Here is a 22,083-nt window from a genome sequence, read left to right on the forward strand (position 1 = left end):
GTATTTTAAGGCACATAAAAAGGAGAACCTCCCCAAATCTCGAAAAGGTACAGTAACGACACAATACCGAATGAGATGAAAGGATGAACTCCCTATGCCATATATTCGACATGGAGCCTTTTTACCTTGCAAGAACTTTATAAAATGGAACAAAAAGATCGTTTTCGTGAAATCTTCGCTACGATCGACATCACTCCCATTTTGCGTTTGGTCAAGAAAACGTCGCGTTATGGTGCGCCTATTGAAGTGAATTACAGAGCAATGGTCTATTCATTGATCATCCGAATCATCGAACGAATCCCGACGATTAAAGATTTAATAAAACGTCTGCAGCATGACATCTTGTTCCGCTTGGATTGTGGCTTTATGTTGTCAGAATCTATTCCATCAGCGGCCTCTTATTCTAGGTTGGTGAATAGGATGAGCCAATGCGATGCGCTTGAAGAGATTCAAACCCAGTTGCTTACACAAGCGATGAAAGAAGGATTCATTACCGATGATACGGTTGCTATTGATGCTACCCATATCGAAGCACGAGACCAAGCACCTGTAAAACAAGACAAGGATAAGCAGGAGCCTAAAAAGCGTGGGCGAAAATCAAAGACTGAACGTGAAGCTTGGTTGAAACAAAAGCAAGAAGAAGAGGAACAAAAGCCTATCTTCGAGAAGGAAATTGCTGCACAACTTGAAGTATCTTTCCACGTGCTAAAAGATCAAATGCCACTTGATCCACAGTGGGGAGTCAAGAAAAACAGTGACGGGAAAAACACGTTCTGGTTTGGCTATAAAGGTCATTTGGCTGTAGGTACACGGAGTCAATATATTCTCGGAGCGATGCTCTCTTCTGGAAGTTTGAATGATGGTAAAGCCGCCATACCTCTCCTAAAAGGGCTTGTTTCACAGCATCCACAATTCAAATTCACCTATGCAACGATGGACGCAGGTTATGATTATGAAGCGATATACCGACAGGTTCGTAAAATGAAGGCACACGCCGTGATTGCCTATAACCGTAGGCGAGAGCCAGAACTTGTTGGATTTGACGAACACTTTGCGCCAACTTGTGTCAGAGAGCATTCGTATCGTTACGACAGTTATGATTCAAAGTATGAAACGCTGAAATATGTTCGTCCAAAAGAATGCGATCATTGCCCATTAGCGAAGGATACACTTTGTCAAAAGGTATACAAAATGAAGATCTCAACGGATCTAAGAAAATATACGGCACCAGCTCGTGGTTCGAAGCTATGGAAGGAAATCTCTAAGAAGCGATCTGCCGTAGAACGAGTAAATGCTTACTTAAAAGAATTCTTCCAATTGAACAATATACGACATCGAACCGGTCAAAAAGCGAAGTTTCATTTTAACTTGGTTGCACTGGTTTACAATTGTACAAAACTTGTATGTGATCGATTAAATCGTCATTTGAATGAACAAGCAGCATAATTTTCAAAAATGGATATGCACAAATTGGGCTAATCTGCGAATCTGTAACTATACATTATGAAATTGATTCATATATATTCAACTTTAATAATAAAGCAAAAGTTGTCAATCTCTCAAATTTTGCGCAGCCACGGTAATTCAAAAAAATTTACTCACTTTAAATCCAATATACAAAGTGATGTCGTATTGCTTAATGAATAAGAAAATGAATAGGAGGGATCTGCATGCTTAAAGCATGCCGCCAAGCCATTGTGCTGGCAATGACATTAACATTGATTGGATTAGGTGTATTCTGGAATCCAAGCACCGCAAGAGCCGCGGGCGACCTTGAGTTGTACACCCCGTACAGGGAGCTGACAGCTGCCCCTGGCGAATCGATCTCGTATTCTATTGAATTGATCAATAACACGAGTTCAACTCAGCTAGCTGACCTAGCATTCGACACGAAGCATAGCGATTGGTCCTATGAACTAACGACAGGCGGAAAGAACGTACAGCAGCTTGCTGTAAAGCCGCTTGATACACAGTCGCTCTCCTTGCGTCTAGACGTTCCGCTGCAGGTGGATGCTGGGAAGTATAATTTTAATGTTTCAGCAGGGGATGCTACGCTAGCTCTTACCGTAACCGTTGCTGAAAAGGGAACCTTCAATTCAAACTTTGAGCTTGACCAATCCAATATGGAGGGCTATGCAGGATCGAACTTCACCTTTTCTGCAACGCTTAGAAATCATACCGCTGAGGAGCAAACCTACGCTCTAGCAGCTTCACCGGAGAATGGCTGGGAGGTTCGTTTTCAAGCTAGCAGCAATTATGTTTCATCGGTGACACTTGAGCCTAACGCATCACAAACGATCAATGTGCAAGTGACCGCACCAGAAGGAGCAGAAGCTGGAGATTACAGTATTCCAATTGCTGCCTATAACAATGCGACAAAGGCTGAAGCCTCCGTTGAGGTTTCTATTATCGGCTCCTACAATCTATCGATAACAACGAGCGATGAGCGTCTGAACACATCCATTCAAGCAGGTGGAAGTCGTACACTCGAATTTATCGTGAACAATACAGGAACTGCGCCGCTCGAAGAAATTAGCGTGTCATCTATTACACCGACCAACTGGGAGGTGCAATTCGAGCCTAAAACGATTGCGAGTTTAGAGCCTGGAAAATCAGCGACGGTGCAAGCGATTATTACATCAAGCGAGGACGCGCTTCCTGGTGACTATGCCATGAACGTTACAGCTCGCAGCGATCAAAAATCAGCAGACGCTTCCTTAAGAGTAACCGTTAAATCCTCCGTACTATGGGGCTGGATAGGCGTTGCCATTATTGTAGCTGTCCTTATTGCGATTTATAGCTTGTTCCGTCGTTATGGGAGGAGATAATCGTGGAGCCAGTCATTGAGCTAACTCGTTTATCAAAAAAATATGATCATTACACAGCGGTTAATCAGCTTGATCTGACCATCTACCGTGGAGAAGTATTCGGCTTGCTTGGTCCTAACGGTGCAGGTAAAACAACGACGATTCTTATGATGCTCGGCTTGACAGAGCGTAGTTCTGGCGATGTCAAGGTACTAGGACTTGATCCGAATCAGCATGCAATTACGATTAAGAGTAAGGTAGGTTATATGCCGGATGATATTGGCTTTTATGATGACCGCTCAGCGATCGATAATCTTATCTATACCGCAAGACTGAACGGAATAAAGGAAAAAGAAGCACGTATGCAGGCCGAACAGCTACTTCATCGAGTCGGCCTAGCCGATGCTGCAACCAAAAAAGTAAGCTCCTTTTCTCGTGGTATGCGGCAGCGATTAGGACTTGCAGATGTGCTCATTAAGCAGCCTGAGATCATTATTCTGGATGAGCCAACGCTTGGTATTGACCCAGAAGGGGTTCGAGAATTGCTTGAGCTCATCTCACAATTAAGCAAAGAGGAAGGCATAACCGTCTTGCTATGCTCCCATCACTTGCATCAGGTACAACAGGTGTGTGATCGAGTCGGTTTATTCGTAAAAGGTGAGCTTGTTGCTTGCGGGAACATCCATCAGCTTTCGCAAGCGATTAATCAAGATAGCTTGACGACGATCGAGCTGGAGATTAAGCATTATCCAGCATCCCTGCAAGCAGCGCTGCAGGAGCTAGAGCAAGTAGCTTCTATTCAAGCTCAATCGCAGCCGAATGGTGAAGAAATGATGACCGCTTTGAGTATTAGCTGCACGAAGGACATTACGCCTGTTATCGCTAAGCTAGCAACAGAGCACACTGAGCTCTATATGATTCATCGAAAAGACTACGGACTCGATGATATCTATCATCAATACTTTGAAGGAGGCGAGACTCGTGAAACAGCTCTTAAAGCTAAATGAAGCTCGCACCTCGCTTAAGCAATGGCTTCAACCAATTAGGAAATCAGAACGCAGCGATCGAATGCAATTAAGTGCTTCAAAGGCAGCGTTTCGGGTAATGGTGCTGAAGGAATTCAGTGACCATATCCGTTCGTGGAGATTTGCAATTCTACTTGCAATTATCGTATTAGCCTGTATCGGCTCCATCTATTCCGCCATTACTGCTCTACAGGCTCAAGGGAGCGGCAGCAGCGCTAATAGCTTTTTGTTCTTAAAAATTTTTACGCTTTCCGATGGAACCATTCCTCAATTTACTCAATTCGTTGCTTTTTTGGGTCCATTAATGGGGATTGCGCTTGGCTTCGACGCCGTTAATACCGAACGCAGCAAAGGCACACTTAGCCGTCTCATCTCGCAGCCTATCTATCGCGATGATTTTTTGAAGGCAAAGTTTACTGCTTCACTCCTGCTTGTAAGCATCGTTATATTCTCTCTTGGCTTTCTCGTCATGGGTCTAGGCTTAATCGTGATCGGCTTTCCACCAACACCTGAGGAGTTTATTAGAGTGATGTTGTTTTTGCTTATGGCGGTCGTCTACGTAGGTTTTTGGCTAAACTTATCGATCCTGCTTTCCGTTCGCTTCAAACAAGCGGCAACGAGCGCTCTGTTCGCGATTGCGATCTGGATATTTTTCACCGTCTTCTACAGCATCATTATAAATCTCGTTTCAAATGCAATCCTCCCGGATCAAAATGGAACGACCGAGGAAATTATGCGCTATTACAACCAGATGGATCTGCTATCACGTATTTCACCAGCAGAGCTGTTCGGCGATATTACGACGACGCTTCTTATGCCTAATGTTCGTTCACTTGGCGTGCTAACGATGGAGCAGGTGACGCTCGCTCTTGAGAGCCCATTAGCATTAGGCCAGAGCATCCTTCTCGTATGGCCGCAGCTTACTGCATTAGTTGCTTTAACGGTTATCTGCTTTGGCTTATCTTACTACTGGTTTATGCGTCAGGAAATTCGCGCAAGATCATAACGATTTCTATGACAACGTACACAAAGAAGCTCAACCGGCTACCTAGGGTTGAGCTTCTTTGCATACTTTAAGAATTGTTCACCGAGGGCAAGCCTAATCTGTTGAAGTCTACACTCATATCCCCTATGGAGTGAACAGCTAGCATAAGCTGTTTTGCTTCACACTTTCCCATGCTTGCCGCAGACGTAATATTCCTTCCGTAATTTGCTCCTCGTTCAAATGCGCATAGCCTAAGCAAAGGGCAGGCTGCTTAATATTCATCTGATAGCTTCTCGCATCAATGCCTTTAACCGCATATCGTCCACATGCCTCTAAAAAAGCTTCGAATTGCTGCTCGTCCTTCCTCCAACCAGCGTAAATATGCAAGCCTGCTTGTGCTGGATAAAGCTGCAGCACCTCATGCATATGCTCGGTCAGCAGCTGAATCATCAGCTCCACCCGTCTGCGATACAGCCGCTTCAGTCTCCTAATGTGACGATCATAATGACCTGATGCCATAAAGGAAGCCAATGCTCGCTGCTGAATAATAGAATTAGGATGACGTTCATAGACGCGCTTCGCACTTTGAAACGGCTTCTTTAGCTGCTGAGGCAAAATCGCATAGCCAATTCGAATGTCCTGCAGCATCGTTCTAGAGAAGGTGCCAATATAGATAACACGTCCTGACTTGTCCAATGATTTAAGTGGTTCAATCGCTCGACCGACATGACGAAATTCACTGTCATAATCATCCTCTATAATAAATGCGTTCGTTTTCTCAGCCCAGCTTAGCAGCTCAATTCTCCGTTCAAGACTAAGCACTGCTCCGGTAGGAAATTGTCGACTTGGAGTAAGCAGCATCAGCTTATAGCTCGTTTGCTGTGGTTGAAAGCATATGCCCTGCTCATCCACTGGGTAAGCATGTACAATTCCCCCAACAGATTGAATAGCCCGCCTTGCCCCCTCATAATGCGGGTCTTCTAATACCGCAAAATCTCCTTCATTCATCAGCATCTGTACAAGCAATATAATAGCCTGCTGTGAGCCATTGACAATCATAATATCATCAGGCTGTACGACAATGCCGCGGTGACTTCTTATATGCTCAGCGATGCTATGCTTCAAGCCTATATGACCATCACTAGAATAAGCATCACGCATTTCCAGCTCATATTGCTGGCGAGTCTGCTCATACATGCAGCGATTCCATTCCTTGATCGGAAATTGCTGAAGCTCTACTTTTCCTAGACTGAATACAATCTGGGAGGTATGTCTAGACGTAGCACGAGTCTCCTTCACTTCACTGGCAAGCTGTGATCGACTCTCTTCATACTGTAGTACCCGTTGTCCCCAGTCTGACAGCTGTACTGAAGTAGCATCCGTATCCGACGAAGGATCGATGGTTGGCTGAAGCTCACATACAAACGTACCCGCTCCACTCTTCGTATAGATATAGCTCTGTGCAAGCAGCATGTCATACACCGTATTAACCGTGCCTCTTGATAAGTGATATCGCTGAGCTAGCTTCCTGCTAGACGGCAGCTTCCAATTCGCCTGCAGCTTTCCACTTAATATCGCTTCTCGCAAGGCGTGAAATAAAGCCGCCTGCTTAGTTTTATAGCTGGATACATATTCATCAAACGGGATGTACAGCTCCATCTGAACCCCCCCTTATCAACTGGTATAATAAAATCAATATAAAGTGGTGCTTTTTTCCTGTCAATATCTCTCTTACAATGAGTTTAAATATTTCAAGGGGTGAATGAGATGAGAAGAAAGGAATTTAAAGTAAACGAGACGCACGAGCAAGATGTTATATCATTGTTACATGAGATGAGCTATGGATTTCTTGCTACGAAAAACGATAATATTTATCCCGGTATTCTGCCTATTAATTACGTTTATTTTAATGGTGCAATATACTTTCACGGCAGTAGAATCGGCGAAAAAATGAAAACAATAAAGCAATATCCTACCGTCAGCTTTGCGGTTGCAAAGGAATATTCTCAGATACCTTCCTATATGAATGACCCTTTCTATGCTTGCCCTGCGACTGTCTTTTTTAAATCCGTTATCGCATATGGTAAAGCGGTCATTGTTGATGACTTAGAGGAAAAATGTGACGTATTAAACGCACTAATGCAGAAGCTGCAGCCAGAGGGCGGTTACGAGCCCATTTCACTTGCAGATAAAGGCTACGCCGGTCAAGTCAAAGCAACGGCTATCGTTCGAATTGAGATCAATCTGCTAAATGCGAAGTTCAAATTCGGTCAAAACTGGAAGCAAGAGAAACTAGATAATGTGAGCAAGCAGCTATCCGAACGTGGACAGCAGCTCGATTACGAAACGACCCAGCTTATGCAGCGCTACTGCCCGCACGCACAGCCCAATGAAGATCTCACACAGCGTTAAGCGCCGAAATATTACGTTTACTAATAATTTGATAAATGGGGGCTTAATATGAAGATCGTTTACAAAACAGATACTCTTCCTCAAGTTCAACAAGTTTCTGAGTTATTTAGAAGCTCTGGGATCAAGCGTCCGTACGATGATCTTGAACGGCTTCAAAGGATGCTTGAACACGCTGATATCACCATAACTGCTTGGGATGGTTATCAATTAGTTGGCCTTGCTAGAGCCATTACCGATTTTTCTTACTGCTGCTACCTGTCTGATTTGGCAGTACAAAAGGAATATCAGCAGAATGGAATTGGCAGGAATCTCATTCGGCATTTCCGAGATCTTCTAGGAGATGAAGTATCTTTATTGTTAATTTCTGCACCTAGTGCAATAGACTATTACCCGAAGCTCGACTTTGAACGCACAGAGAAAGCCTTCATAATCCCTAGACAAGCATAGCTTGAACTTACGTTCAGATAACTTCAACATTAGCAATCTAACCTAATGCAAATCGAGTAGGAGGGGGCGGCTAGCCCCCGTCCTCTCACACCACCGTGCATACCGTTCGGTACACGGCGGTTCATGTCATATTCCGCAAGTGATTATATCTGTCCGTTAAACTTCTCAGTCCAAGAGATGACCAATATTGGTTGTCTAGTGACCGATGAAGAATCGGACTACATGCAATTCTCCAGTATTTCTTCCTCGAATTTCCCCATTCGTGTGCCTTTTGTTTCGAAACGCCTAACGACAGCAGTTTTCTGACCTTTGTCTTCGGCTGCTTCCATTCTTTCCATATACACATTCGAAGCCTTCTTCTTATCCATTCGTCCAACCCTTGGAACACACTTTTCGTATCGGCTAATGCATAATAACCGCACCAACCTGTAAGATATTGATTGAGTTCCTTTATTCGTAGTTCGATCGGGATCGGCTCACTCCGAGAGGTGATCGCTTTAATCTTTGCTTTCACTCGATCTAGTGATGGCTTTGCGATCTTTATTCGCGGATTTTTCTTCTCCCAGCTGAACGTGAACCCTAGAAACTTGCGCTTCCATGGACGGGCAACCGCACTTTTCTCTCGGTTAACCTTCAATTTCAGTTTTCCTTCGATGAATGCAGTAATGGAGCTCATCACTCGTTGTCCTGCCTTCCACGTTTTCACGTAGATGTTGCAGTCGTCGGCATATCTCACGAAACGGAGGTTCCTCTTTTCCAGTTCCTTATCCAGCTCGTCTAGGACGATATTCGATAATAACGGACTAAGTGGACCTCCTTGCGGGGCTCCTTCCGTTGTCGATTGAACGAGACCACCTTCCATTACTCCCGCTTGCAGATAGCCGCGAATAAGTTTCAGCACCATTTTGTCTGTCACTCGTTCCGCCAGCTTTGCCATTAAGCGGTCGTGATGGATTCGGTCGAAGAATTTTTCCATGTCGATGTCTACCACAATGCGATATCCCTCTTCCATGTAGCTTCGCGCTTTCCTTACTGCATCATGCCCTCGCCGTTGTGGGCGAAATCCATAACTTTGCTCGGAAAACGTTGGGTCAAATACAGGCGTTAATACTTGGATGATTGCTTGCTGAATGAGGCGATCTGTCACCGTAGGTATGCCTAAGAGCCGAGTTCCACCGTTCGGTTTCGGGATTTCGACCCGACGGACTGGGCTCGGTTCATAGGCTCCTTTCTTTATGCTTTCGCGAATGGTTTGCCAATGTTGTACGAGGTGTCTGCGTAAATCTTTTACCGACATGCCATCTACGCCGTGGCTTCCTTTATTCGCTTCGACCCTCGCTAGCGCCGATAGCATGTTTTCTCGTGACAGTACTTCTTCGATCATCCTTAGATACAACTCCCTTGCGTGAATGATTCTTTCTCTTTGTGCCGCTGATGAGCTCTGCCCTTCCGAGTACCCTCGCGTATTCACCGCTACTTTCCTCAGATAAGTCCTTTCGGATTGTCTGCTTTCATCGCCCATCCTCGAACGCCAAGATTCTTCATTCCTATTCCATGTTCGGTCCTTCCGCTAGCTGTTGCAACAGCCTGCGTACTATGACCTCTGCTGACTTCTGTACGTTCAGCTCGCCCTCGTGGGCAAGGTTACGAAGTTCACTTCGCATTCCGCACAGATCTCCCCAGGTAAGAACGCTATCTTCCTCTCCATCTATCTGCTTCATTTACTCTCGTACGCCTTCGGCAGTATGGACTTCAGTTTGTGCGGCAACTTCATCCAACGTACGCTAGCCTTGTATGAAGTTCGTGTCCCTCAGACCGGAGATTTGCCGCTGGCTTCCTTCAGATTCCATCTCGCGATGGACACCCTTGCCTTAAGCTATGGCTACTACTGCCTTCACCATTCGGGACTTGAACCCTAGAGATAGCGCCCATGCTGGGCACACCACAAAAACACCGTGCCTAATATGTCAGGCACGGTGCTTGGCGTTGTATTAGTTCATTACGAAGTTAATGAGCGTTTGCTGCTTTTCTTCCGTCAGTTCACCACTATTGTCGAAAACCAACACGGAGCCTTCTGGCAGCTCCCAGTTAATTTGCGGAACAAAATCAACACGCTTTTCGAAATCGCCCCAATTGTCCAGCTTCCAGCGATCACGCTCAGTACGACGATCAACGATACGCTGATGCTGAAGATCAATATCCTGAAGCGTAACGACAATTACCTTTACATCAACCTGCTCCTTTGTCAATCCAGCAGCAGAGATCACTTCCTCAATCCATTGCTTGTTTTTAAGCTCCGCCGTAAAAGGAGAGATCATAAATACATTCTGGCCCGCAGCCAAATTCTCGATGCAGATATCCTTCGTTGTATCGTATTCTAGGTCGCGTAAATTCTCCTTGTAGAATTGGGAATCACGGTCGTTTTTGTCTAAGCCTTTCATCTCAAGAATGGCTTCTACGAAACGTCCACCTACCGTATCACGATCTAAAAATGCAGCAGGCAGCTGTTTGCTGACAATTTTTGCTACTGTCGTCTTCCCTGTACCTGCTACTCCTACGAAAAACACTAATTTTTGCAACGTAAAGTCCCCCATCGTATGTAAAGTTTCATCTCTTTATACTATAGGAAATTGTGTTTCAAGTTGCAAGCTTTACAATATATTCATGCTTCGAATAAAATTTCGAGTTTCCTCTGTTCCGCGCTCATACAATATGCTGAACAATTCCTTCATCTCTCTGTCAGCCGAATCGTTGTTAGGGCCAACGGGATTTTCGTCATCAGCCCATGCGAACATCACCATATCCTGCAACGATTGTTCATCCCGAGCATTAAGGTTTCTAAATTTTTCCTGAATTTGACGAACTTCATAATCATTTGCAGTAATCACCAGATGATAAGCGGCAATATCTGGTTCAGTGTGCAAGCTTCTGGCCTGTACATCCACATAATATACCTGTCTATTTGATCTCTGCTGTTCTTGATGAAACTCATTCATAGCAAGCGTTCTCTCCTATTGTACACTTCATTATTGTCACTCTCTTGTATAGCATCTCATTCGGACAGACATTTTATTCCTGTTTGCACATATTGTTATAATATGTGACGCTTCAGCTATATAGAGAGGATTGATTATGATGTGTGGTATAACAGGATGGATCGATTGGCGATCTAATTTATTGCAGCATAGTGACACGCTTGAAGCAATGACGGAGACATTAATCGCTAGAGGACCTGACGCTGGCGGTACATGGCTTTCAGTGCATTGTGCACTCGGTCATCGACGCCTAGCGGTGATGGATCCTTGCAACGGCTCTCAGCCAATGGTACGCTACCGAGGTAACGATCAATATGTAATTGTCTATAATGGTGAGCTATACAACGCGATAGAGCTTCGCGAGGAGCTGCAACGCCATGATTGGAAGTTTTCTACGAGCTGTGATACGGAGGTACTTCTTATTGCTTACATGCATTGGGGAAAAGCATGCCTCGATCGTTTGAATGGTATATTCGCGTTTGCTGTATGGGATGTGCAAGCTGAGGAGCTTTTCGCAGCACGCGACCGATTAGGGGTTAAGCCGTTTTTCTTCTTTGAAAACAACAGTCAATTTATTTTTGGATCAGAGCTGAAAGCTATTCTAGCTAACCCTAATGCGAGGCCAATCATTAGTGCGGACGGCCTTGCTGAAATATTTGCCATTGGCCCGGCGCGTACACCAGGACAGGGCATCTATGAAGGCTTCAGTGAGCTGAAGGCTGGGCAATGCATGACCGTTTCTCGAGCTGGTAAGCAGATTCGTACCTACTGGCAGCTCGAAGCTAAACCACATGAGCATTCACTTGAAAAAACGATTGAACAGGTACAATCGTTGCTTCTCGATACGATGAATCGCCAAATGATTAGTGATGTTCCAATCTGTACTCTTCTCTCTGGAGGACTAGACTCCAGTGCATTAACGGCAATGGCTGTTCAATACTATAGAGATTCTGCAGCACAGCCACTTCATACGTATTCCATTGATTATGTCGATAACGATAAGCACTTTCAATCACATGCCTTCCAGCCAAGCTCTGACGCTCCATTCATACAATTGATGACCAACAAGCTCTCCACCATCCATCATTATCTACAGTTCGATACACCCGAACTTATTGATGCTCTCCACGATGCAACGCTTGCACGTGATCTGCCAGGTATGGCAGACATTGATTCCTCTTTACTCCTTTTTTGCCGTGAAATAAAAAAAGATGCTACGGTAGCAATATCCGGTGAAGCTGCTGATGAAATATTTGGCGGCTATCCTTGGTTCCACAAGGAAGAAGCGCTTAATGCCAAGCAATTTCCTTGGTCGCTAGCGACCAAATTCCGTAGTGAGCTATTAACCGATGAGATGCGAAACTGGATAAAGCCTGAGCAATATGTAAGCAAGCGATTTGAAGAAGCGGCAGCAGAAGTACCACAGCTAAGCGGTGATGACGCTGATCTTAAGGCCATTCGGCAAATGTCTTATCTTAATATCACACGTTTTATGCCGACGCTGCTAGATCGGAAGGATCGAATGAGTATGGCAGCCGGACTTGAGGTGCGTGTGCCATTCTGTGATCATCGCCTAGTCGAGTATGTGTTTAACATCCCTTGGGATTATAAGACGTCCGGTGATCGTGAGAAAGGCATTTTACGTCAAGCGTTAAAGGGGATTCTTCCAGATGAGATCATTCATCGTAAAAAAAGCCCGTATCCTAAAACACATAACCCTGCATATTTAGCAGCTGTTCGCGAGCTAATGAAGGAAGTGTTAGAGGATAGCAGCTCGCCCATCTTCCAAATCATCTCACGCAAAAAAATCGAGCAGCTACTCAGTTCGTCGGAATCGTCCTCGCTCGTTCCATGGTTCGGTCAGCTTATGTCAGGACCTCAGCTCTATGCTTATCTGTATCAAGTGCATGTCTGGCTCAAGCATTACCGGGTTACGATAGCCTAACGCCATTCGAAAGAAACAAAAAACAAGGCTGCTTACATCGAACGCTACAGCTTCGATATAAACAGCCCTTGTTACTGTCATTGTATTAAGTTGAAAATCCTCTGCATTTATCGTGACCAGAAATATGTAATTAGCTTTGCTGCATGAGCTGCTCAACGATAGGAACAAGCTGCTTCAAAGCCTCACCACGGTGGCTGATCTTCCCTTTTTCCTCTTTAGTCAGCTCTGCCATGCTGCAGCCTAGCTGCGGCACATAAAAGTACGGATCATAGCCGAAGCCTTCCTCACCATGTGGGCGGTCTGTTACATATCCTTCCACCTTGCCCTCAGCAACAATAAATTGACGATTGCTTGGATTATATAAAGCTAGTGCGCAGCAAAATTGTGCAGGACTTAACAGCGTAGTTCCGTCAGCTAGCGGAGGCTTATTCGTATTCGCTCCAATGCTTTGCAGCTCAGATATTAGCTTATCATTGTTCCGTGCATCGTTAGCACCTTCTCCAGCATAACGAGCTGAATAGACACCCGGTGCACCTGCAAGTGCATCTACAGCCAGTCCACTATCATCAGCAAGCACCGGAACCTGTAAGGCGTTGCCAGCTGTTTCTGCTTTTTGCTTAGCATTATCGATAAAAGTTTCGCCGTCCTCCGGAATGTCCGGAAGCTCCGGATAATCAAGCAAGCTTTTCACTTCAATGCCTAGCTTAGCAAATGCATGAGCAAACTCTTTTACCTTCCCTGCATTTTTTGTGGCTATGACAATCGTTTTCATCTACTCACCTCGTATACGTGCAGCTGCCTCACCTAGCGCTTGCTTTTGCGCCATAATGAGCTGTTGAATGCCTTGCTCTGAAAGGGCCAGCAACTCATCTAATTCATTTCTAGAGAATGGTGCCTCTTCACCGGTTCCTTGCACTTCAACAAACTTTCCGCTGCCCGTCATGACGACATTCATATCTACCTTGGCACTGGAGTCCTCTTCATAGTTTAGATCTAGCATCGCTGTATCATTAATAATGCCAACACTAACGGATGCCAAATAATCGATGATTGGATATTTTGCGAGCTTATGACTTTTTGCGATATGCTCAACTGCAAGTACGAGCGCCACAAAAGCTCCTGTTATCGAAGTCGTACGCGTTCCGCCATCAGCTTGAATAACATCACAGTCAAGTGTAATCGTGCGTTCACCTAGTGCTTGCAGATCAACAACTGAGCGAAGAGCCCGACCGATTAATCGCTGAATTTCCATCGTGCGTCCAGAAAGCTTGCCACGATTAGCTTCGCGCTGATTCCTTGAATGAGTTGCTCTTGGAAGCATAGAATACTCAGCTGTAACCCAGCCTTTTCCTTGTCCCTTCATGAAAGGTGGAACACGTTCCTCTACTGATGCTGTACATATCACCTTTGTATCACCAAATTGGATAAGCACAGAACCTTCTGCATGCTTGTTCACGTTCGTAGTTATGTTCACGTCACGAAGCTGATTGGGCTGGCGACTGTCATTTCTCATGTTTAGATTGCCTCCTGAAACTTGTCATTTAACGTTCCTATTGTATCAAAGCCACTATAGAATTGCATTATTTTATTGCATCCCTTTTCAGCGTTACCACAAATGCTAGCAATTACTCATCGTTTTTGATGCTATCGCTAGATATACTTCTACCCCTCGGTACTTACTATGATGTGGGAATAAGAAGGGGACTTCAAGTGAATATCACTTGAAATCCCCTAATACTTCTATAAAACTTCTATGGAGCAGCTAGTCTACATTTTTAGTGCATTAACATGCATTGGCTTGCTGACCGGCTCACTATATGACAAATTATTTTCATCAAAGATGTTAATATCACCGTTCACTCGAACCTGTACGGAGGATGCTCCCGTATTTTCTGCCACTGATAGGATGACTGCATTTAGCAGCTCGGAAGGAACGAAAAACCCTGGCTCATATGAATCGTCTTGCAAATCAATATGAACAACTCCGTCGTATTCATCAATGCCTGTTACCTTCACATTTGGCAGGATCACTGGGTTAAGAGACTTCGCATCGATTGGACCCTCAATAAGCTCCTCGATTGCTGCTACCGCACGACCATCCGACGAACGCTCGATCATACGTGTAACCGGAACAAAATACTGCTCATTGTTCGATGTTTCAGAGGAGAAGTACAAGGTAACTGGTGCTGCATGCGAATAATTGACACCTTCAGCGATTTCTATATTTATCCCGATATCACGCGTTAATGCTTCATCCAGCGGATATTGAGCAATCGGCATCTCACCAAGCTTTTCACCCTCTACTTGGATTTCCACACCATTTACTCCCTCAAGCGAAGTAAGTGTCCACGTAATCGCTTCAACGATGCTGCGCTCATCCAGCATATTATAATCTACAAACTGCTCAGATAAGTTAACCGTTGCAATACCTGTTTCAGCGTTTAACTCATAACCTAAAACTTCAGTTCCTTGTGGGATCATCGCTCGGAAGTCCACTGGCAGCGATCCGGAGTATATCCCTTGATCAACCATAACCTCGAGCAGCTTCACTGCGACCTCCTCGCCTTCAGCAATAGCCATTGGCAAGCTGATCGGAGCTAGATATCCATTCTTATCCTTTAAGTACACCATATATTGCGCTGCGCCATCCATAACACCCTCTGATGCTCCATCCAACCAACTGCTTGTCTGCTCCTCTTGCCCCTCAATAACCTCCGTTTGTGGAGGATCAATAGGCTCCGATACGGCTTTCGAGAAAAGTCCACATCCTGATATAATCATCGGAATTGCCACTACCCCTACTATTGCTGCGGAACGTAACCAAGTTTTTGCATTCATTGTTAAAATCCTCCCCTATATTCACTCAAAACTTTGTACAACTTGTCTTTTGTAGTAATATGTATACGAGCCCTTCTTATTTTTAGACCAGTTTTGACTAGAAAAATGTATGGAGGAATGACGATGACGCAAGCAGGCAAATATAGTTTGAACAGCAATGAGGTTGCACAAGCTACATATAGACTCCTAGAAGAGAGAGGCGTAACGACGACGCATATTGCAGAGCTTGTCCATTTTCTGCAAGCAGATTACATCCCTCACTTAACGGTTGAGGATTGCATTGTACATGTAGAAGCCGTGCTGTCTAAGCGTGAGGTGCAAAATGCAGTGCTCACTGGAATTCAGCTAGATATACTGTCAGAGGAAGGTAAGCTAATTGAACCGCTGCAAGCGATGATCAAAAACGATGAAGGCTTATATGGCGTCGATGAAATATTAGCATTGTCGATTGTAAACGTGTATGGAAGCATTGGATTTACTAACTTTGGTTATATCGATAAAGTGAAGCCAGGTATACTTGTCCATCTGAATGATAAAAACGACAAGCATACCCATACCTTCCTTGATGACATTGTAGGAGCGATTGCTGCTTCTGCTGCAAGCCGATTAGCTCATCGTACACAAGCTGAGCGCGAAGGTGTAACGACACCTCCATTAGATTAAACCTATGACAAAAGGCGAGTGCAGCTCAATCTGCACTCGCCTTTTTTGAAAAAGCATAGATCAATATCAATATGTACACTCGTTTCGCTCGATCATTCATTTATGATATAACGTATTAGCCCTTCGCAGTCATTCTTCTTCTGTAAAAGACCTTTCTCCTGTAAATGATCCAAATGTGCGATCGTTTCCGTTAAAGCAAAGCGCATATTATGAGGCTGTTCACGCAAATGCTTGCCGAATAGCCACTCGCAGCACGTGAAGGAATCCACCGCGCGCTGCTCCTGTACATACTGAAGGATTGAAGCAAGACGTCGTTTATGATGCTGTATTATTGCAGTAATCCGCTCAGAGTAGCCTTCAAACGGCTCACGATGACCAGGAAGCACTAGCTTTACGTCTAGCTTGGAAATTTGCTGTAGATTGGCTAGAAACTGTGAGAGGACTGGTCGATCCTCGCCAGCTACTACCCCTACATGAGGCGTAATTCTTGGAAGCACCTGGTCACCACATAAAAGCTGCTTCGTCAACGAATCATATAGCATAATTCCGCCATAGGCATGGCCTTCCGTATGAATGAGCAGCCACTGCCTATCTCCAAGTCTGATCGTTTGTCCCGCTTCGATATACTCCACCACTGGCTGTGGCTCTACCTTCGCTACAAATCCCTGCATATTCGCTAGGATTGCTTCTACAATTTCGATTGGAGTCCCATGTGCGACAAGCAGCTTCTCCATGTCACGCTCGAATTGAGCTTGACCTGTACCCCAAAGCTTATCCGTATACGCTTTAGACTCTCTTGTCATATAGACAGGAGCATCGCAGTGCTGCTGCACATAGCCAGCAAGACCGTAATGATCTGGGTGTTGATGCGTCACAACAATAGCCGAGCAGTTACGCCATGTAAGCGAGAGCTCTTGAAGCGTCTCCTCCCACACTTGCTCTGCTTCAAGTGTACGCAGCCCTGGATCAATAATCGTATAGGTTCCGTTCTTCTCTAACAGCAAATAACTGTTGATCCATTTAAGCGAAAATGGCACTGGTACTCTTACCTGTATGACCGAGCTTGTAATATAGGTAAATCGTTTAGCAGAATTTCTTAAGTCACGGTTATCACTCACGCCCGAGTCTCCTTTACAATGTCCTATAGCATAACCCTTCGTTAAGGTTTGTAAAGCTTCCCCAGTATTTTAGCATAGTTTTACAGCTTTGGGTCATACTATCACTACTAAGTTTGACGGAGGGATCATATGCTCGATCGATTAAAAATAATCCTATCTCCCGCAGAGGATCTCATTCAGAACGAAATTCAGCATCCAATAACAGGACAAAAGCTAGAGCTTGCCTACTTTTTGCCACTAATTGATGAGCAAAAAATTCACGCGTTCATAACGGTTCCATTTTCTAAAAATGAATATCCTTTTATGAATTTACTAAAGTCTAACCCTAACTTTACAAAGGTTACTGATCCAGCGACATGGTCTGACCTATTGCTGCGCGGTCAAGCATTAATTGAATTCCAGGATCAAATTTTTTCTTTCGATGCAATGAAGTTCAGCTATACAGACTTATCGGAGGCTAAGCTTGAGACGTCCATCCTTGGTCCGCAAAACTCATTAAGTGAGGATCCCATCATCTCACTTAATATTATCCGTAATGCCTATGTGTCACCAGAGCTCGTTATCGATAAAATGAATGTCGGAAATTTATCGAGAACGGGATTGTACATCATTTATGACCAAAGAAAGGTGAATAAGCATACATTAGATCTAGTGATGAACAAGCTAGCCAGCGTGCATTTGGATCTCATCCAATCCACCGGTCAGCTCGAACGCTTATTGAACGGTAAGAAATATCAGCTATTCCCTACTCTGCTCATTACGGAGCGCATAGATAGAATCGGACGGGCCCTGTCTTTCGGAAAGGTCGTTCTTGTACTGAAAGGCTCTCAATATGCGATTATTCTACCTGTTACCTTCTTTGACTTTATGCATGCAGTTGAGGATCATTATGAATCGATCTGGATGACCAAGCTATTAATTTTTCTGCGTTATGTCGCTTTATTCATTACAACGACGTTACCAGGATTATATATCGCCATATTGTCCTATAATCCAGAGGTCTTTAGGCTGCAGCTTACCTTCTCATTAGTTGCGAGCCGGTCGATCGTTCCGTACCCATCGTTTATAGAGGTCATTATTATGCTCCTAATGATTGAAATGCTTCTAGAGTCCAGTATTCGAATACCTAAGCTGATTGGCTCAACATCTACGACGGTAGGCGGGTTAATTTTAGGCTCAGCAATACAGCAAGCGGGATTAGTCAGTAGCATTATGATCATTGTGACATCGCTAGTCGCTATCAGTAATTTCGTGCTGCCGATACATACGATGTCTCTTGCTATCCGCTTTCTAAAATATCCGATTATTGTATTTGCCATTTTCTTCGGACTCGCCGGAGTAGTTCTTGGCTTATTTCTTTATATCATAAGTCTGTGCAGCACGCGCAGCTTTGGAGAATACTACTTCCGCTATCGCGGTGACGTAAGCACCAAGAAGGGTGATATTGGAGGGACAGGAACAGCATGAACCGTTATGTATCCTACCATTACTTTATTAACACCTTCTCCAATATCATGCTGCTTGTCCCTTATCACCTGACAGTGGCTCGATTCGATGGCGCTGTGTTGGCGATACTCCTAAGTCCTGTAATTGGTGGAATATTGCTATATATGTTTACGTCGGGCATGCAGGTATTTCCAGGAAAGGGACTTCCGGAAATATTTAGCCTATTCTATCCGAAATGGCTTGTCCGAATCCTTATGACCTTTAAGGCAGTATTGATTGGAACGTCCACTGCAATTGTGGTGACGTCCTATTCAGTTATTATTACCAGGTTTCTCAACCCTGAAGGAAATCAGTATGCGATTATGGCCGTACTGATGCTCGTCTGTGCATTTGGAGCAACTCGATCCACAGTAACTGTCAACTTCATACTGGAGATTATATTAATTCTCAATATCCCGCTCATTGGGTTTATTATTTACAAATCAATACATAACCCATTAATGAGCTGGGATGCCATAATTATTGTCGCCAAGCATTTCTATCAGCTGCCGTCTTTGCTCGTTTTTGCTAGTACGATGTTTGTATTTACCGGTTTTATGAACCTGGCAATCTTCAATCGCGTGCTTCCGCCAAATTTTCGTTTTAAGCATCGATGGGCTTTCCCTTTTGTGGCGTTTTTGGTCCTAGTTGTTACTTTTTTTGTACCGATTGGTATTCACGGAACCGAAGCTGTTGTTCACTACGTATTTCTATGGAGTGCAACGGCAGACTCCTTGAAAATGATGTATGGCTTTATTGAACGTGTGCTATTAATCTTTCTCCTTGTGATTATTAACCTCTCATTAACATATACGGTGGTTGGTTGGCATATCGTTTTAGAATTTTTCAAGAGTCTATTTCCGAATAACAAGGTTGACTCGGATGAAGCAAAGCCGCCCCTCAAAACCTACATCATCATGGCTGGTATACTCGTTTCTACGTTTCTACTTATGTTCAGTATTAATGAGTTAACTGTCGTTTTTCTAGGCGCAGTGTTCCTCATTATTAGAATGTGCTCTGACGTTATCTTTACAATATGGATGTATGTACTTAGTAAGAAAAAGGTGAGAAGGTATGAAAAGAAGGCTAATGCTTAGCATCGTCGCCAGTTCTCTACTAGCTGGCGCCTTGCTTTCAGGGTGCGGGTTTAAAGATATAGACAAGCGGTATTTCGTAGTCGGTATGGGAATCGATAAGGGCGAAAATGAGGAAAAGCCTTATCGCATCACTTTAAAGCTTGGCGTCCCGTCTATTCAAATCGATGCTGGTAAAAGCAAGACGCAGGTCGAAACAATTGAGGCTGTCTCGATTGCAGAAGGCGTGCGCATGCTGAAGTCTCATGTCGATAAAGAGATAGACTTTGGTCACTGCAAGACTATTTTATTTGGAGAATCATTTGCACAGGATAGTATCGTTGAAGCGGTCACCTGGATGTCCAGAAGGAGGGACATTCAAAACATTGCAGCTATCGGAATTGGCAGCCCGAATGCCGAGGATGTCATTAGAGTACAGCCAGATATAGAACGTTTTCCCGGTAATGCACTGAACCTATTTTTTAGCGAGGATGCGACTGAGTCATCGTTTACATTTATCGAGCTGCTCACCGATCTGACGCGTAGAATATATGAAAAGGGGCTCGATCCGTATTTGCCTGTCGTTACGGTACAGAAGGAGGATAACACCTACGTCATTAATAGGGTTGCATTACTTAATAAGGAAAAGGTTGTTACCGTGCTGGAACCGAAGGAAACTCAGCTGCTTAGTCAGCTTACAACACATATGACGCATAGCCAATTTGGTGCCTATCGGAGTGACCCGTTTGTTTTATCAGTTAACGATATAAAAACAAACTACAAATTTATTAAGTCTGATACTGCACCAAAAGTTGAAATGAAAATTAAGCAATCAGTCACATTTGAAGAAATGCCGATTAACTCCTATTACAACAATCCGAAGGGAACGGTAGCACAGCTGGAACAGGCTTACACAGAGGATGTTCTTAAGCTACTTCAAAAAATCCAGAAAGCGGGAGTCGATCCTTACGGCTTCGGCCTACGCTACAGAGCAAGATTTCACCTGCCTAATTTCGATGAGGAGTGGCCTGACATTTATAGCCGTATGGAGTTTGATGTAAAGACAAAAGTAGAGGTAAGAGGAACAGGACTATTAAGGTAAGGAATAATGCTGCTCAAGCATTGCTTAAGGGATGCAAGAGCAGCATTGTTATGTAAAATATTTAGCTTGGCACGAGTCGGCTATGATGCTTAAGCTTGTCGATATGCTGAACACCGATACCGAACATCGCTGCTTTCAGCTCATATTCAATCGTCGCTAGTCGTTCAACAATCGTTTGCTGTGGAGCGCTTGAATCAACCGCATGAGCTAACAGTGTACGGCCAAATCCTGCCGCATCAGCCCCTAACGCAATGACTTTCGCAGCATCCACACCGTTATTCAGTCCCCCACTGCCGAATAGTGCACAATGCTCCATCCCATCACGAAGCTCTAATAGACAATCAGCTGTTGAATTTCCCCAATCTAGAAAGCTGCTCGAAGCATAATATTGGATAGTGGAAGGAGGTGTTCGATAGTGCTCCACCTGACTCCAAGACGTACCGCCTGCTCCTGCGACATCAATAAACTGAATACCTATCTGTAAAAGTCGGTCGCGGACCTCCGCATCAATCCCCCATCCGACATCCTTCACTCCAATAGGAACAGAGGAACGTTTCACTACGGACTCAAGCTTTTGTAACAGCCCAGAGAAATTCGTATCCCCTTCAGGCTGAAACACCTCCTGCAGGCTGTTTAGATGAAATACAAGTGCATCCGCTTCTGCAAGCTCAACTGCAAGCAGGCAATGCTCCTCCGTTAGCCCATAATTCAAGCTAACAAGTCCCAAATTTGCGATGATAGGAATCGTTGGAGCATACTTACGAAGCTGAAAGCTGTATGCTAAATCGGATTGATTGAGAGCTACCTTCATTGAGCCCAAAGCTAGCGCCCAGCCTCTTACCTCTGCTGCAGCTGCCAGCGCTTGATTGATTCTATAGGCTCGCTCTGTTCCACCGGTCATCGAGCTAATAAAAAGTGGCGCCTTAATCTGTTTACCGAACATCGTTGACGTCAAATCAATGGCTGCAAAATCCATCTCTGGTAGTGATAAATGCTTGAATCTCCATTTTTCTAGCCCTGTCGTAATCCCTTCACCCTGTACGGGCTTTTCTAGACAGATCGAGATATGCTCATCTTTACGCTTCTGTGTTACATCGTTGTTTAGATTATTCATATACCTCTCCTTTATGTATTAACGGCAGAACTAG

21 protein-coding genes are annotated in these 22,083 nt (G+C 44.4%); 11 read left to right on the forward strand and 10 right to left on the reverse strand.

Translation table 11 applies throughout. The features are described 5' to 3' along the window. The first annotated feature begins 144 nt into the window (after positions 1–144). The 4 genes from NSQ99_RS14375 (at position 145) to NSQ99_RS14390 (ending at position 4,838) form a co-directional block, all read left to right on the forward strand. Positions 145–1,446: an IS1182 family transposase gene (locus tag NSQ99_RS14375; protein WP_340837367.1), complete on the forward strand. Its 1,302-nt coding sequence runs from the start codon at positions 145–147 to the stop codon at positions 1,444–1,446. 224 nt (positions 1,447–1,670) lie between these two features. Next, positions 1,671–2,828: a COG1470 family protein gene (locus NSQ99_RS14380; RefSeq protein WP_340837370.1), complete on the forward strand. Its 1,158-nt coding sequence runs from the start codon at positions 1,671–1,673 to the stop codon at positions 2,826–2,828. A gap of 2 nt (positions 2,829–2,830) precedes the next feature. Next, the gene (locus NSQ99_RS14385) at positions 2,831–3,814 is read left to right on the forward strand and encodes an ABC transporter ATP-binding protein (protein WP_340837371.1); all 984 of its coding nucleotides are present in this window, start codon (positions 2,831–2,833) and stop codon (positions 3,812–3,814) included. After that, a complete protein-coding gene (locus tag NSQ99_RS14390) occupies positions 3,789–4,838 on the forward strand; it encodes an ABC transporter permease (protein ID WP_340837372.1) in 1,050 nt (349 codons plus the stop codon). Before NSQ99_RS14385 ends, NSQ99_RS14390 begins: the two co-directional genes overlap by 26 nt. Before the next feature lie 138 nt (positions 4,839–4,976). On the opposite strand, the gene pdxR is transcribed toward NSQ99_RS14390, so the two are convergent. Continuing rightward, complete coding sequence (gene pdxR / locus NSQ99_RS14395) at positions 4,977–6,476, reverse strand: MocR-like pyridoxine biosynthesis transcription factor PdxR (protein WP_340837374.1); 1,500 nt, start codon at positions 6,474–6,476, stop codon at positions 4,977–4,979. A gap of 108 nt (positions 6,477–6,584) precedes the next feature. Here pdxR and NSQ99_RS14400 point away from each other — a divergent pair, with 108 nt between their 5' ends. Both NSQ99_RS14400 and NSQ99_RS14405 read left to right on the forward strand, forming a co-directional pair. Continuing rightward, complete coding sequence (locus tag NSQ99_RS14400) at positions 6,585–7,229, forward strand: pyridoxamine 5'-phosphate oxidase family protein (RefSeq protein ID WP_340837375.1); 645 nt, start codon at positions 6,585–6,587, stop codon at positions 7,227–7,229. Positions 7,230–7,277: 48 nt separating this feature from the next. Next, positions 7,278–7,676 (forward strand): GNAT family N-acetyltransferase, encoded by a 399-nt coding sequence (locus NSQ99_RS14405; protein ID WP_340837377.1) that lies wholly within the window; start codon positions 7,278–7,280, stop codon positions 7,674–7,676. A 121-nt stretch (positions 7,677–7,797) separates the two neighbouring features. Here NSQ99_RS14405 and ltrA read toward each other — a convergent pair whose 3' ends face one another. From ltrA to NSQ99_RS14425, 4 genes are all read right to left on the reverse strand, one after another. Beyond that, a complete protein-coding gene (ltrA, locus tag NSQ99_RS14410) occupies positions 7,798–9,060 on the reverse strand; it encodes a group II intron reverse transcriptase/maturase (protein WP_340834732.1) in 1,263 nt (420 codons plus the stop codon). Between the two features lie 163 nt (positions 9,061–9,223). Next, positions 9,224–9,397, reverse strand: coding sequence for a hypothetical protein (locus NSQ99_RS14415; RefSeq protein WP_251671621.1), 174 nt, complete (start codon positions 9,395–9,397; stop codon positions 9,224–9,226). A gap of 270 nt (positions 9,398–9,667) precedes the next feature. After that, positions 9,668–10,255: an AAA family ATPase gene (locus NSQ99_RS14420; protein ID WP_251665978.1), complete on the reverse strand. Its 588-nt coding sequence runs from the start codon at positions 10,253–10,255 to the stop codon at positions 9,668–9,670. Positions 10,256–10,327: 72 nt separating this feature from the next. Then, on the reverse strand, positions 10,328–10,672 hold the full coding sequence (locus NSQ99_RS14425; protein ID WP_340837379.1) for a hypothetical protein: 345 nt from the start codon (positions 10,670–10,672) through the stop codon (positions 10,328–10,330). 139 nt (positions 10,673–10,811) lie between these two features. Between NSQ99_RS14425 and asnB the strand changes: the two genes are divergently transcribed. Continuing rightward, positions 10,812–12,656 (forward strand): asparagine synthase (glutamine-hydrolyzing), encoded by a 1,845-nt coding sequence (gene asnB / locus NSQ99_RS14430; RefSeq protein WP_340838797.1) that lies wholly within the window; start codon positions 10,812–10,814, stop codon positions 12,654–12,656. Between the two features lie 130 nt (positions 12,657–12,786). Here the strand turns inward: asnB and NSQ99_RS14435 are convergent, their stop codons facing one another. The 3 genes from NSQ99_RS14435 to NSQ99_RS14445 form a co-directional block, all read right to left on the reverse strand. Further along, positions 12,787–13,428 carry an XTP/dITP diphosphatase gene (locus NSQ99_RS14435; RefSeq protein WP_340837381.1) on the reverse strand — a complete coding sequence of 214 codons (642 nt, stop codon included), beginning with the start codon at positions 13,426–13,428 and terminating at the stop codon, positions 12,787–12,789. Continuing rightward, positions 13,429–14,169 (reverse strand): ribonuclease PH, encoded by a 741-nt coding sequence (gene rph / locus NSQ99_RS14440; RefSeq protein WP_251665982.1) that lies wholly within the window; start codon positions 14,167–14,169, stop codon positions 13,429–13,431. It abuts the gene before it with no gap. Between the two features lie 254 nt (positions 14,170–14,423). Next, the gene (locus tag NSQ99_RS14445) at positions 14,424–15,494 is read right to left on the reverse strand and encodes a GerMN domain-containing protein (protein WP_340837383.1); all 1,071 of its coding nucleotides are present in this window, start codon (positions 15,492–15,494) and stop codon (positions 14,424–14,426) included. A gap of 123 nt (positions 15,495–15,617) precedes the next feature. Here NSQ99_RS14445 and NSQ99_RS14450 point away from each other — a divergent pair, with 123 nt between their 5' ends. Next, a complete protein-coding gene (locus tag NSQ99_RS14450) occupies positions 15,618–16,157 on the forward strand; it encodes a phosphatidylglycerophosphatase A family protein (RefSeq protein WP_340837385.1) in 540 nt (179 codons plus the stop codon). Positions 16,158–16,249: 92 nt separating this feature from the next. Here the strand turns inward: NSQ99_RS14450 and NSQ99_RS14455 are convergent, their stop codons facing one another. Then, entirely contained in the window at positions 16,250–17,275 is a 1,026-nt protein-coding gene (locus NSQ99_RS14455; protein ID WP_251665985.1) for an MBL fold metallo-hydrolase, read from the reverse strand. Between the two features lie 129 nt (positions 17,276–17,404). Between NSQ99_RS14455 and NSQ99_RS14460 the strand changes: the two genes are divergently transcribed. The 3 genes from NSQ99_RS14460 to NSQ99_RS14470 are packed head-to-tail and all read left to right on the forward strand — an operon-like array spanning position 17,405 to position 20,935. After that, positions 17,405–18,742 carry a spore germination protein gene (locus NSQ99_RS14460; protein ID WP_340837386.1) on the forward strand — a complete coding sequence of 446 codons (1,338 nt, stop codon included), beginning with the start codon at positions 17,405–17,407 and terminating at the stop codon, positions 18,740–18,742. Then, on the forward strand, positions 18,739–19,857 hold the full coding sequence (locus tag NSQ99_RS14465) for a hypothetical protein (protein ID WP_340837388.1): 1,119 nt from the start codon (positions 18,739–18,741) through the stop codon (positions 19,855–19,857). Before NSQ99_RS14460 ends, NSQ99_RS14465 begins: the two co-directional genes overlap by 4 nt. Then, positions 19,835–20,935, forward strand: a complete 1,101-nt coding sequence (locus NSQ99_RS14470) for a Ger(x)C family spore germination protein (protein ID WP_340837391.1) — start codon at positions 19,835–19,837, stop codon at positions 20,933–20,935. The genes NSQ99_RS14465 and NSQ99_RS14470 overlap by 23 nt, the downstream gene beginning before the upstream one ends. 61 nt (positions 20,936–20,996) lie before the next feature. Here the strand turns inward: NSQ99_RS14470 and fni are convergent, their stop codons facing one another. Beyond that, entirely contained in the window at positions 20,997–22,049 is a 1,053-nt protein-coding gene (fni, locus tag NSQ99_RS14475) for a type 2 isopentenyl-diphosphate Delta-isomerase (RefSeq protein ID WP_340837394.1), read from the reverse strand. Between the last annotated feature and the right edge of the window lie 34 nt (positions 22,050–22,083).

This window comes from Paenibacillus sp. FSL W7-1287, from assembly GCF_038004245.1.
Lineage (GTDB): Bacteria > Bacillota > Bacilli > Paenibacillales > Paenibacillaceae > Pristimantibacillus > Pristimantibacillus camelliae.